The sequence below is a fragment of the Streptomyces sp. NPDC002734 genome, assembly GCF_040295685.1.
GTDB lineage: Bacteria > Actinomycetota > Actinomycetes > Streptomycetales > Streptomycetaceae > Streptomyces.
Genome location: NZ_JBEOVU010000004.1, coordinates 16,872 through 29,343, shown reverse-complemented (window position 1 = coordinate 29,343; position 12,472 = coordinate 16,872). Strand labels below are relative to the sequence as shown.

The 12,472-nt window shown below is 72.1% G+C and carries 10 protein-coding genes and 1 pseudogene; 10 read left to right on the top strand and 1 reads right to left on the bottom strand.

Features of this window, described 5'->3' with window-relative positions:
• Positions 1-4: 4 nt before the first annotated feature.
• The 10 genes and pseudogenes from pdxT to ABT026_RS04965 all read left to right on the top strand — a co-directional run bounded on the left by pdxT (position 5) and on the right by ABT026_RS04965 (position 11,000).
• Positions 5-622 (top strand): pyridoxal 5'-phosphate synthase glutaminase subunit PdxT, encoded by a 618-nt coding sequence (gene pdxT / locus ABT026_RS05010; protein WP_351112265.1) that lies wholly within the window; start codon positions 5-7, stop codon positions 620-622.
• Positions 623-669: 47 nt separating this feature from the next.
• A complete protein-coding gene (locus ABT026_RS05005) occupies positions 670-1,422 on the top strand; it encodes a YebC/PmpR family DNA-binding transcriptional regulator (protein ID WP_351112263.1) in 753 nt (250 codons plus the stop codon).
• A 158-nt stretch (positions 1,423-1,580) separates the two neighbouring features.
• A pseudogene (gene ruvC / locus ABT026_RS05000) lies at positions 1,581-2,102 on the top strand (crossover junction endodeoxyribonuclease RuvC); the annotation flags it as partial.
• A gap of 236 nt (positions 2,103-2,338) precedes the next feature.
• Positions 2,339-2,953 (top strand): Holliday junction branch migration protein RuvA, encoded by a 615-nt coding sequence (ruvA, locus tag ABT026_RS04995; protein WP_351112261.1) that lies wholly within the window; start codon positions 2,339-2,341, stop codon positions 2,951-2,953.
• Positions 2,954-2,962: 9 nt separating this feature from the next.
• A complete protein-coding gene (ruvB, locus tag ABT026_RS04990) occupies positions 2,963-4,057 on the top strand; it encodes a Holliday junction branch migration DNA helicase RuvB (protein ID WP_351112259.1) in 1,095 nt (364 codons plus the stop codon).
• Between the two features lie 179 nt (positions 4,058-4,236).
• A complete protein-coding gene (gene yajC / locus ABT026_RS04985; protein WP_351112257.1) occupies positions 4,237-4,683 on the top strand; it encodes a preprotein translocase subunit YajC in 447 nt (148 codons plus the stop codon).
• 143 nt (positions 4,684-4,826) lie between these two features.
• The gene (gene secD / locus ABT026_RS04980) at positions 4,827-6,605 is read left to right on the top strand and encodes a protein translocase subunit SecD (RefSeq protein ID WP_351112255.1); all 1,779 of its coding nucleotides are present in this window, start codon (positions 4,827-4,829) and stop codon (positions 6,603-6,605) included.
• Between the two features lies 1 nt (position 6,606).
• Positions 6,607-7,698, top strand: coding sequence for a protein translocase subunit SecF (secF, locus tag ABT026_RS04975; protein WP_351112253.1), 1,092 nt, complete (start codon positions 6,607-6,609; stop codon positions 7,696-7,698).
• A 4-nt stretch (positions 7,699-7,702) separates the two neighbouring features.
• Positions 7,703-8,242 carry an adenine phosphoribosyltransferase gene (locus tag ABT026_RS04970; RefSeq protein WP_351112251.1) on the top strand — a complete coding sequence of 180 codons (540 nt, stop codon included), beginning with the start codon at positions 7,703-7,705 and terminating at the stop codon, positions 8,240-8,242.
• Between the two features lie 217 nt (positions 8,243-8,459).
• Positions 8,460-11,000, top strand: coding sequence for a RelA/SpoT family protein (locus tag ABT026_RS04965; protein ID WP_351112249.1), 2,541 nt, complete (start codon positions 8,460-8,462; stop codon positions 10,998-11,000).
• 87 nt (positions 11,001-11,087) lie between these two features.
• On the opposite strand, the gene ABT026_RS04960 is transcribed toward ABT026_RS04965, so the two are convergent.
• Positions 11,088-12,317: a DUF349 domain-containing protein gene (locus ABT026_RS04960; RefSeq protein ID WP_351112247.1), complete on the bottom strand. Its 1,230-nt coding sequence runs from the start codon at positions 12,315-12,317 to the stop codon at positions 11,088-11,090.
• Positions 12,318-12,472: the final 155 nt, after the last annotated feature.

Genomic DNA, 12,472 nt, shown 5'->3' with positions numbered 1-12,472 from the left:
GCAGATGACGACGGAGCACGACCGTCCCGTGATCGGCGTCCTGGCCCTGCAGGGCGACGTCAGGGAACACCTCGCGGCGCTGGAACAGGCCGGCGCCGCGCCGGTCGCGGTCCGCCGCCCGCGGGAGCTGGCCGCCGTCGACGGCCTGGTCCTGCCGGGCGGGGAGTCGACCGTGATCTCCAAGCTGGCCGAGATGTTCGGGCTGCTCGAGCCGCTGCGCGAGCGGGTCCGGGCCGGGATGCCGGTGTACGGGACCTGCGCCGGGATGATCCTCCTCGCCGACCGGATCGCCGACCCGCGCTCGGGCCAGCAGAGCGTCGGCGGCATCGACATGACGGTGCGCCGCAACGCCTTCGGACGGCAGAACGAGTCCTTCGAGGCGCCGCTCGAGATGGCCGGCGTGGCGGGCGACCCGGTGACGGGGGTGTTCATCCGCGCGCCCCTGGCCGAGAAGGTCGGACAGGACGTGGAGGTCCTCGCCCGGCACGAGGGCGCCGTGGTCGCCGTGCGTCAGGGCGACGCCCTGGCCACCGCGTTCCACCCGGAGCTGACCGGCGACTTCCGGGTGCACGCGCTTTTCACCGAGATGGTGCGGGCGAAGCGGACAGCGGGAGCCTTGTAGGATCTCTGCCGTTCGTAGGTGATGGGTTACGCGAAGGAGACAGGCAGATGTCCGGCCACTCTAAATGGGCCACGACGAAGCACAAGAAGGCCGTCATCGACGCCAAGCGCGGCAAGCTCTTCGCGAAGCTGATCAAGAACATCGAGGTCGCTGCGCGGACCGGCGGCGCCGACCCGGACGGCAACCCGACGCTGTTCGACGCCATCCAGAAGGCGAAGAAGTCGTCGGTCCCGAACAAGAACATCGACTCCGCGGTCAAGCGCGGCGCGGGCCTCGAGGCCGGCGGCGCCGACTACGAGACGATCATGTACGAGGGCTACGGCCCGAACGGCGTCGCGGTGCTCATCGAGTGCCTCACCGACAACCGCAACCGCGCCGCGTCCGACGTGCGGGTCGCCATGACCCGTAACGGCGGCTCGATGGCCGACCCCGGCTCGGTGTCGTACCTGTTCAACCGCAAGGGCGTGGTGATCGTCCCCAAGGGCGAGCTGTCCGAGGACGACGTCCTCGGCGCGGTCCTGGACGCGGGAGCCGAGGAGGTCAACGACCTCGGCGAGACCTTCGAGGTCATCAGCGAGGCCACCGACCTGGTCGCGGTCCGCACCGCCCTCCAGGAGGCCGGCATCGACTACGACTCGGCCGACGCCAACTTCGTCCCGACCATGCAGGTCGAGCTGGACGAGGACGGCGCGCGCAAGATCTTCAAGCTGATCGACGCGCTCGAGGACAGCGACGACGTGCAGAACGTCTACGCCAACTTCGACGTCTCCGACGAGGTCATGGAGAAGGTCGACGCCTGAGAGGCGTCACCGGTGCACGGCGCTGCGGCGGGCCGGCGGGACGGACACGTTCCCCCGGCCCGCCGTTCGCTTCGGCCCTCCTGTCGGTGCGGCGCGATAGCCTTCCTGCCTGCGGGAACAGGTGAACGAACGCGGGAACGAGCCAGGAGGCGAACGCTGTGCGGGTACTGGGGGTGGACCCGGGACTGACCCGGTGCGGCGTCGGCGTGGTCGAAGGGGTCGCCGGGCGGCCGCTGACCATGCGCGGCGTCGGCGTGGTCCGCACGCCCGTGGACGCCGAGCCCGCGCTCCGGCTGGTCGCCCTGGAGCAGGGGCTCGAGCGGTGGCTGGACGAGTACCGGCCCGAGTTCGTCGCCGTGGAGCGGGTCTTCGCCCAGCACAACGTGAGCACGGTGATGGGCACCGCCCAGGCCAGCGCCGTCGCCATGGTCTGCGCGGCCCGGCGGGGCATCCCCGTCGCGCTGCACACCCCCAGCGAGGTCAAGGCCGCCGTCACCGGCAGTGGCCGCGCGGACAAGGCGCAGGTCGGGGCCATGGTCACGCGCCTGCTGCGGCTGGACGCGCCGCCCAAGCCGGCCGACGCGGCGGACGCGCTGGCGCTGGCCATCTGCCACATCTGGCGGGCCCCGGCGCAGAACCGCCTCCAGATGGCGGTGGACCGCCAGGCGCTGCGCAACCAGCACACCACCCGCACCCTCGGCCGCCCCCGCCCGGCCAGGGCCCGGCCCCCCGAGGCCTCACCCGGGCCCGGGGCCTCGGCCGGTCCCGAGACCTCATCCGGTCCGGAGCCTTCCCCCAGCGCCGGGTCCTCGCCGGGCGGCGAGGCAGCGCCTGCACCCGCCCGTCCCGCCCGCACGTCCTCCCCGGTCGACCCCTCACGGGCCGACGCCCCGCAACCGAAAGGCCGCCGCCCGTCATGATCGCCTTCGTGAGCGGCCCGGTCGCCGCCCTCGCCCCGGACTCCGCCGTGGTCGAGGTGGGCGGCATCGGCATCGCCGTGCAGTGCACCCCCGACACCCTCTCCCGGCTCCGCCAGGGCGAGAACGCCCGCCTGGCGACCTCGCTGGTGGTGCGTGAGGACTCCCTGACGCTCTACGGCTTCGCCGACGACGACGAGCGGCAGGTCTTCGAGCTGCTGCAGACCGCCAGCGGCGTCGGCCCCCGGCTCGCCCAGGCGATGCTCGCCGTGCACAGCCCCGACGCGCTGCGGCGCGCGGTGGCCTCGGGCGACGAGAAGGCGCTGACCGCGGTCCCCGGCATCGGCAAGAAGGGAGCCCAGAAGCTCCTCCTCGAGCTGAAGGACCGGCTCGGCGCGCCCGTCGGCTCGCCCGCCCGCCCCGCCGCCGGCCTCGCCCCCGGCCCGGCCGGCTGGCGCGACCAGCTGCACGCCGCCCTGGTCGGCCTCGGCTACGCGGCCCGCGAGGCGGACGAGGCCGTCGAGGCCGTCGCCCCGCAGGCCGAGGCGGAGACCGACCCGCAGGTCGGGCGCCTGCTGAAGGCCGCGCTGCAGACCCTCAACCGAGCCCGCTAGGAGACCTGGGTGAACTGGGACGACACCACCGACGACCTCACCGCCCCCGAGCGGCTGGTCGGCGCCTCCGCGGACGGCGAGGACCAGGCCGTCGAGGCCGCGCTGCGCCCCAAGGACCTGGGCGAGTTCATCGGCCAGGAGAAGGTCCGCGAGCAGCTCGATCTGGTGCTGCGGGCCGCCCGGGCCCGCGGCGCCACCGCCGACCACGTGCTGCTCTCCGGCGCGCCCGGCCTGGGCAAGACCACCCTCTCCATGATCATCGCGGCCGAGATGGGCGCCCCGATCCGCATCACCAGCGGCCCGGCCATCCAGCACGCGGGCGACCTCGCCGCGATCCTCTCCTCGCTCCAGGAGGGCGAGGTCCTCTTCCTCGACGAGATCCACCGCATGTCGCGGCCCGCCGAGGAGATGCTGTACATGGCCATGGAGGACTTCCGGGTCGACGTGGTCGTCGGCAAGGGCCCCGGCGCCACCGCCATCCCGCTGGAGCTGCCCCCGTTCACCCTGGTCGGGGCCACCACCCGGGCCGGTCTGCTGCCCCCGCCGCTGCGGGACCGCTTCGGCTTCACCGCGCACATGGAGTTCTACGCCCCCGACGAGCTGGAGCGCGTGATCCACCGCTCGGCCCGGCTGCTCGACGTGGAGATCGACGCCGAGGGCGCCGCCGAGATCGCCGGCCGCTCCCGCGGCACCCCCCGCATCGCCAACCGGCTGCTGCGCCGGGTGCGGGACTACGCACAGGTCAAGGCGGACGGCGTCATCACCCGTGAGGTGGCTTCCGCGGCGCTCCAGGTGTACGAGGTGGACACCCGCGGCCTGGACCGGCTGGACCGGGGCGTCCTCGAGGCGCTGCTCAAGCTGTTCGGCGGCGGCCCGGTGGGCCTGTCGACGCTGGCCGTCGCGGTGGGGGAGGAGCGGGAGACGGTCGAGGAGGTCGCCGAGCCGTTCCTGGTGCGGGAGGGCCTGCTGGCCCGCACGCCCCGCGGCCGGATCGCCACCCCCGCGGCCTGGGCCCACCTGGGGCTCACCCCGCCGGGCGTCTCCGCGCCCGGCGCCGCCGGCAGGTCGGCAGGGAACGGACAAGGCGACCTGTTCGGGGCGTGAGGGCTGTGTGACGGGAGGTAAAGCTCGCTACGGAAGGAACCCCGGTGACATGCTGGGCGTTGTTCCATGCGCGCGGGCTCGCTTAGACTCCGCCGATGCCGCCCCTGTGGGCGGCGCCCACCCCACCCCCGTCAACAGGCCGCTCACGATCGCGGTCGTGCGAAGGAAATCTCCGTCCCGTGGATATCTTGACCCTTTTCCCGTTCATCATTCTTATCGGGGCCATGTTCCTGATGACCCGCTCGGCCAAGAAGAAGCAGCAGCAGGCCGCCGACATGCGGAATCAGATGCAGCCCGGTACCGGCGTCCGGACGATCGGGGGCATGTACGCCACGGTCAAGGAGGTCAGCGACGAGACGGTCCTGCTCGACGCGGGTCCCGGCGTGGAGCTGCTCTTCGCGAAGAACTCCATCGGCGCCGTCCTGACCGATGAGGAGTACAACCGCATCGTGCACGGCATCGAGGCCGAGCTGAAGGACGACGTCGTCCCCGACGACGCCTCCTCCCTCACCGACGAGGACGCCGACGCGGACACCCGTGCCGTCGCCGACGACCAGGTCGTGGACCTGGGCAAGAAGGACGAGGACGAGCCGAAGAAGACCGACGGCCAGTCCGACGCCAAGTAGGCACGCACCGGCGTGGGGGGTGACCGGTCGCACCCCGCGCACCCCGGGGGGGAACACCAGCGTTCCGTACGGGGTCCGAACTTGTCATGGCCGTCCGCCGACCGCACAGGTGCGCGCGGCGGCCCGAGAGGGAGTACGAGAAGGTGGCAGCACCTAAGAAGGGCCGCAGCGCGAACGCGCCGGGCAAGCCGGGACGCGCCCTCGCCCTGATCCTGATCGCCCTGGTGGCGCTCACCGGAGGCATGTTCGTCTCCGGCCACACCACCCCGCGTCTCGGCATCGACCTGGCCGGCGGCACCAGCATCACGCTGCGCGCGGTCGCCGAGAAGGGCCAGGAATCGGCGATCAACCCGACGAACATGGCCACGGCGGTCGACATCATGGAGCGCCGGGTCAACGGCCTGGGCGTCTCCGAGGCCGAGGTCCAGACCCAGGGCGACAAGAACATCATCGTCAACGTCCCCAAGGGCACCAACTCGCAGCAGGCCCGGGACCAGGTCGGCACCACCGCCAAGCTGTACTTCCGTCCCGTGGTGCAGCTCGACGTCTCCGGCGGCGAGGCCGCGGTCCCGACGCCGGGCGCCGTCGACGGGGCCTCCCCGTCGCCCGACCCCGCGGGCAAGAAGAGCGCGTCGCCCTCCGCCCCCGAGGCGTCCGACCCGTCCGCGAAGGCCTCCGCCTCGCCCCAGGGCCGTGCGCTGACCGAGGGCCTCAAGGCCGCCACCGCCACCCCCTCCCCGGACGCCACCGGCGCCACCGAGGCCCCGGCGGAGACCCCCGCGCCCGCGCAGACCACCGCTCCGGTCGACCCGAAGGTGCAGGCCGCCTACGCCAAGCTCGACTGCAGCGACCCCAAGCAGCGCGCCACCGCCGGCAAGGACAGCAAGCCCGAGGACTCCACGGTCGCCTGCGGCCGCAACGGCGACGGCCCCTGGCAGAAGTACATCCTCGGCCCCGCCGAGGTCGACGGCACCGACGTCGACGACGCCCAGGCCGTCCTGAACACCCAGACCGGCGCCGGCTGGACCGTCACCATGGAGTTCACCTCCGAGGGCCGCAAGAAGTTCGGCGACATCACCGGCCAGCTCGCCACCCAGGCCCCGCCGATGAACCAGTTCGCCATCGTGCTCGACGGCGAGGTCGTCTCCGACCCGCGCGTCAGCGAGGCGCTGACCGGCGGCAACGCCGAGATCTCCGGCAGCTTCGGCCAGGAGGAGGCCCAGGCGCTGGCGAACATGCTGTCCTACGGCGCCCTCCCGCTGACCTTCGAGGAGGACAGCGTCACCACGGTGACCCCGGCCCTCGGCGGCGAGCAGCTGGATGCCGGTCTGATCGCCGGCGCCATCGGCCTCGCCCTGGTCGTGATCTACCTGCTGGTCTACTACCGCGGCCTGTCGCTGATCGCGATCGTCTCCCTGCTGGTCTCGGCCGCGCTGACCTACTCGATCATGTCGCTGCTCGGCCCCGGCATCGGCTTCGCGCTGAACCTGCCGGCCGTCTGCGGCGCCATCGTGGCCATCGGCATCACCGCGGACTCGTTCATCGTGTACTTCGAGCGCATCCGCGACGAGATCCGCGACGGACGCACGCTGCGCCCGGCCGTGGAGCGCGCCTGGCCGCGCGCCCGGCGCACCATCCTGGTCTCCGACTTCGTGTCGTTCCTCGCCGCCGCGGTCCTCTTCGTGGTCACCGTCGGCAAGGTCCAGGGCTTCGCGTTCACCCTCGGTCTGACCACCCTGCTCGACGTGGTCGTGGTGTTCCTCTTCACCAAGCCGCTGATGACGCTGCTCGCCCGCACCAAGTTCTTCTCCAGCGGCAACAGCTGGTCCGGCCTGGACCCGAAGCGCCTGGGCGTGCAGCCCCCGCTGCGCCGCACGCGCCGTCCCTCCTCCTCCGCCCTCGTCGAACCCAAGGAGGCCTGAGATGTCGAAACTCGGCACCCTCGGCGCCCGGCTCCACCGCGGCGAGGTCGGCTACGACTTCGTCGGCAAGCGCAAGATCTGGTACGGCGTCTCGATCCTGATCACCGTCCTCGCCGTCTTCGGCCTGTTCAAGCCCGGTCTGCACATGGGCATCGAATTCCAGGGCGGCGCCGTCTTCACGACCCCGAAGACGAGCGTCTCGGTCTCCCAGGCCGAGTCGTACGCCGAGGACGCCTCCGGCCACGACGCGATCGTCCAGGGTCTGGGCACCGGCGGCATGCGCATCCAGGTCGCGGGCATCGACACCCAGAAGTCCGACGCCATCAAGACCGAGCTCGCCGACAAGCTGAAGGTCGACCCCGAGCAGATCAACGCCGAGCTGGTCGGCCCCAGCTGGGGTGAGCAGATCGCCGCCAAGGCCTGGCAGGGCCTGGCGATCTTCATGGTCCTGGTGGTCATCTACCTCGCCATCGCCTTCGAGTGGCGGATGGCGGTGGCCGCGCTGGTGGCCCTGATCCACGACATCACCATCACGGTCGGCGTCTACGCCCTGGTGGGCTTCGAGGTCACCCCGGGCACCGTGATCGGTCTGCTGACCATCCTCGGTTACTCGCTCTACGACACGGTCGTCGTCTTCGACAGCCTCAAGGAGCAGACCAAGGACCTCACCAAGCAGACCCGCTGGACGTACCGGGACGTGGCCAACCGCTCGATCAACGGCACCCTGGTCCGCTCCATCAACACCACCGTGGTGGCGCTGCTGCCGGTGGCGGGCCTGCTGTTCATCGGTGGCGGCGTCCTGGGCGCCGGCATGCTGAACGACATCTCGCTGTCGCTCTTCGTCGGTCTCGCGGCCGGCGCCTACTCGTCGATCTTCATCGCCACGCCGCTGGTCGCCGACCTCAAGGAGACCGAGCCGCAGATGAAGGCGCTGCGCCGCCGGGTGCTCGCCAAGCGGGCGCAGGCCGGCGAGGGCGCCACCGCGGTGACCGGCGTGGGCGCCGGGACCACGGACGACCCGGAGGGCTCCGGCCCCGCCGTGGTGGGCCCGCGGGCCGGCCGCAGCGGCCGGGCCTCCGGAAGGAGGCGATGACGCCGTGACCGACATCCAGGCGCTGCTGCTCAGCCGCATCCGCGAGGTCGAGGACTACCCCGAGCCCGGCGTGAGGTTCAAGGACATCACGCCGCTGCTCGCGGACCCCGCCGCCTTCGGCGCGCTCACCGACGCGCTGGCGGACATCGCGGTGCGCACCGGGGCGACGAAGATCGTGGGCCTGGAGGCCCGCGGCTTCATCCTCGGCGCGCCGGCGGCGGTGCGGGCCGGGATCGGGTTCATCCCGGTCCGCAAGGCCGGCAAGCTGCCCGGCGCGACGCTGAGCCAGGCGTACGACCTGGAGTACGGATCGGCGGAGATCGAGGTGCACGCCGAGGACCTGGCCCCCGAGGACCGGGTGCTGGTCGTCGACGACGTGCTCGCCACGGGCGGTACGGCGGAGGCATCCCTTCAGCTGGTCCGCAGGGCGGGAGCCGAGGTCGCGGGTCTCGCGGTCCTCATGGAGCTCGCCTTCCTGCGCGGGCGTGCCCGCGTGGAGCCGGCCCTGGACGGCGCTCCGCTCGCGGCGCTGCTCGTCGTCTGACCTCTCGGCCTCCAGCCGGTCATACAGCTCCACACAGCTCCACACAGCCGGACCCCGGGCCCTCGTGCCCGGGGTCCGGCTCTTCCCCTCCCCGGAGCCGCCCCGGCCCGGGAAACCGGCCGCCGGGCAGGCTGACGGGCGTCGGAGGGGGAACGCTCGCTACCATGGGATCTCCGGGGCCCGACCGGGTGACCCGGACCGCGCCCGAGGAGTCCTCTTGCCAGACGAGGCCCAGTCACTGACCGCCGCCCAGCCCGAGCGGGCGAAGGACGACGCGGCGACCCCAGCGCCGGACACGGACGCGCAGGACATCCGCGAGGAGCCCGCCGCCCCGGCGGTGCCCGCCCGAGCCCAGGAACGGACGGCCGCCGCGCCGGCCGAGGAGGCGCGCCCCCGGCCCTCGACCCGCACCACCGGACCGGCCGGCGCTGTTGCGAGCGGTGCCGCCGCGCGGTCCGGCTCCTCCAGCCGCGTCCGGGCCCGCCTCGCCCGCCTCGGCGTGCAGCGCTCCAGCGCGTACAACCCGGTCCTGGAGCCCCTGCTGCGGATAGTGCGCGGCAACGACCCGAAGATCGAGTCGTCCACGCTCCGCCAGATCGAGAAGGCCTACCAGGTCGCCGAGCGCTGGCACCGCGGCCAGAAGCGCAAGAGCGGCGACCCGTACATCACCCACCCGCTCGCGGTCACCACCATCCTCGCCGAGCTCGGCATGGACCCGGCGACGCTGATGGCCGGGCTGCTCCACGACACCGTCGAGGACACCGAGTACGGGCTGGAGCAGCTGCGCCAGGACTTCGGCGACACCGTGGCCCTGCTGGTCGACGGCGTGACCAAGCTGGACAAGGTCAAGTTCGGCGAGGCGGCGCAGGCCGAGACGGTGCGCAAGATGGTCGTCGCGATGGCCAAGGACCCCCGGGTCCTGGTGATCAAGCTCGCGGACCGCCTGCACAACATGCGCACCATGCGCTACCTCAAGCGGGAGAAGCAGGAGAAGAAGGCCCGCGAGACCCTCGAGATCTACGCACCGCTGGCCCACCGGCTGGGCATGAACACCATCAAGTGGGAGCTGGAGGACCTCGCCTTCGCGATCCTCTACCCCAAGATGTACGACGAGATCGTCCGCCTGGTCGCCGAGCGCGCCCCCAAGCGCGACGAGTACCTCGCCACGGTCATCGACGAGGTCCAGGCCGACCTGCGGGCCGCCCGCATCAAGGCGACCGTCACCGGGCGCCCCAAGCACTACTACAGCGTCTACCAGAAGATGATCGTCCGCGGCCGTGACTTCGCGGAGATCTACGACCTGGTGGGCATCCGCGTCCTGGTGGACACGGTCCGCGACTGCTACGCGGCCCTCGGCACGGTGCACGCGCGATGGAACCCGGTCCCCGGCCGGTTCAAGGACTACATCGCGATGCCCAAGTTCAACATGTACCAGTCGCTGCACACGACGGTCATCGGCCCCGGCGGCAAGCCGGTCGAGCTGCAGATCCGCACCTTCGACATGCACCGCCGCGCCGAGTACGGCATCGCCGCGCACTGGAAGTACAAGCAGGAGGCCGTGGCCGGCGCCTCCAAGGTCCGCACCGACGCCCCGCGCTCCGGCGGGTCCGGCAAGGACAAGGACGCGGTCAACGACATGGCGTGGCTGCGCCAGCTCCTCGACTGGCAGAAGGAGACCGAGGACCCCGGCGAGTTCCTCGACTCGCTGCGCTTCGACCTCTCCCGCAACGAGGTCTTCGTCTTCACCCCCAAGGGCGACGTGATAGCGCTGCCCGCCGGCGCGACGCCGGTCGACTTCGCCTACGCCGTCCACACCGAGGTCGGCGACCGTACCATCGGCGCCCGCGTCAACGGCCGCCTGGTGCCGCTGGAGTCGACCCTGGACAACGGCGACACGGTGGAGGTCTTCACCTCCAAGGCCGACAACGCCGGCCCCTCCCGGGACTGGCTCGGCTTCGTCAAGTCGCCGCGCGCCCGCAACAAGATCCGCGCCTGGTTCTCCAAGGAGCGCCGCGACGAGGCGATCGAGCACGGCAAGGACGCCATCGCGCGGGCCATGCGCAAGCAGAACCTGCCGATCCAGCGGATCCTCACCGGCGACTCCCTGGTCACCATCGCGCACGAGATGCGCTACCCGGACATCTCCTCGCTGTACGCCGCGATCGGCGAGGGCCACGTGGCCGCGCAGAACGTCGTGCAGAAGCTGGTCCAGGCGATGGGCGGCGAGGAGGCGGCCAGCGAGGAGGTCGACGAGAGCATCCCGCCGGCCCGTACCCGCAAGCGGCGCTCCAGCGCCGACCCGGGCGTGGTCGTCAAGGGCGTCGACGACGTGTGGGTCAAGCTGGCCCGGTGCTGCACGCCGGTGCCCGGCGACCCGATCATCGGCTTCGTGACCCGTGGCAGCGGGGTCTCGGTGCACCGCACCGACTGCGTCAACGTCGACTCGCTCTCCCGCGAGCCCGAGCGGATGCTCGAGGTGGAGTGGGCGCCCACCCAGTCCTCGGTGTTCCTGGTCGCCATCCAGGTCGAGGCACTGGACCGCTCCCGGCTCCTGTCCGACGTGACCCGCGTCCTGTCCGACCAGCACGTCAACATCCTGTCGGCCGCGGTGCAGACCTCGCGCGACCGGGTGGCCACCTCGCGGTTCACCTTTGAGATGGGCGACCCCAAGCACCTGGGCCACGTCCTGAAGGCCGTACGGGGCGTGGAGGGCGTCTACGACGTCTACCGCGTCACCTCGGCTCGGCAGACCCGCTGACCCCACCGCGGGCCCTCCTCCGAGGGCCCGCACGACGAAGCCCCCGGCCGCTCGGCGGCCGGGGGCTTCGGAGTACTCGGACGACGGTCAGCCGCCGAACTCCTGGAGACCCTTCAGGGCCTGGTCCAGCAGGGCCCGACGGCCCTCCAGCTCACGCTCGAGCTTCTCCGCCCGCGCGGTGTTGCCCTGCGCGCGCGCCTGCTCGATCTGGCCCTCCAGCTTGTCCACGGCGGCCTGCAGCTGACCGGTCAGACCCGCGGCACGCGCCCGCGCCTCCGGGTTGGTGCGGCGCCACTCGGCCTCCTCGGCCTCCTGGATCGCCCGCTCCACCGCGTGCATCCGGCCCTCGACCTTCGGCCGGGCGTCCCGCGGGACGTGACCGATGGCCTCCCACCGCTCGTTGACCGAACGGAAGGCGGCACGCGCCGACTTGAGGTCGGTGACCGGGAGGATCCGCTCGGCCTCCTCGGCCAGCTCCTCCTTCAGCTTCAGGTTCTCCGCCTGCTCGGCGTCCCGCTCGGCGAAGACCGAGCCGCGGGCGGCGAAGAAGACGTCCTGGGCGCCGCGGAAGCGGTTCCACAGCTCGTCCTCGTGCTCGCGCTGGGCGCGGCCCGCGGCCTTCCACTCGGTCATCAGCTCGCGGTAACGCGCCGCCGTCGGACCCCAGTCGGTCGAACCGGACAGCGACTCGGCCTCGGCGACCAGGCGCTCCTTGACCTTGCGGGCGTCCTCACGCTGCGCGTCCAGCTGCGCGAAGTGGGCCTTGCGGCGCTTGGAGAACGCGCTGCGGGCGTGCGAGAAGCGGTGCCACAGCTCGTCGTCGGACTTGCGGTCCAGCCGCGGCAGCCCCTTCCAGGTGTCCACCAGCGCGCGCAGCCGCTCGCCGGCCGACCGCCACTGCTCGGACTGCGCCAGCTCCTCGGCCTCGGCGACCAGCGCCTCCTTGGCCTGACGCGCCTCCTCGGACTGCTTGGCCCGCTGAGCCTTGCGCTCCTCCCGACGCGAGTCGACCGTCGCCACGAGCTTGTCCAGACGCGCCCGCAGCGCGTCCAGGTCGCCCACCGCGTGATGGGCGTCGACCTGCTCGCGCAGGTGCTCCACGGCGGCCAGGGCGTCCTTCGCGGCGAGGTCGGTGGTCCTCACCCTCCGCTCGAGGAGGCCGATCTCGACAACCAGGCCCTCGTACTTGCGCTCGAAGTAGGCCAACGCCTCGTCGGGAGAGCCGGCCTGCCAGGAGCCGACCACCTTCTCGCCGTCGGCCGTACGCACGTACACGGTCCCCGTCTCGTCGACGCGGCCCCACGGGTCGCTGCTCACAGCGCCTCCTCCACATGATGCCGCGGGGTGTTTCATGGCCCCGGGCATCCTCCACAGTTTCGTCACCGGTCAACATAGGCGACCGGCGGGTGGCCTGTCCGCATTCCGCGCGACCGAATATCGGCCCACGCGGTGGTCAAGGCGGTCACGGCAGA

Coding starts and splice junctions, on each gene's coding strand:
- ABT026_RS05005 (WP_351112263.1), top strand. CDS start 670: ATGTCCGGCCACTCTAAATGGGCCACGACGAAGCACAAGAAGGCCGTC.
- ruvA (WP_351112261.1), top strand. CDS start 2,339: ATGATCGCCTTCGTGAGCGGCCCGGTCGCCGCCCTCGCCCCGGACTCC.
- pdxT (WP_351112265.1), top strand. CDS start 5: ATGACGACGGAGCACGACCGTCCCGTGATCGGCGTCCTGGCCCTGCAG.
- secF (WP_351112253.1), top strand. CDS start 6,607: ATGTCGAAACTCGGCACCCTCGGCGCCCGGCTCCACCGCGGCGAGGTC.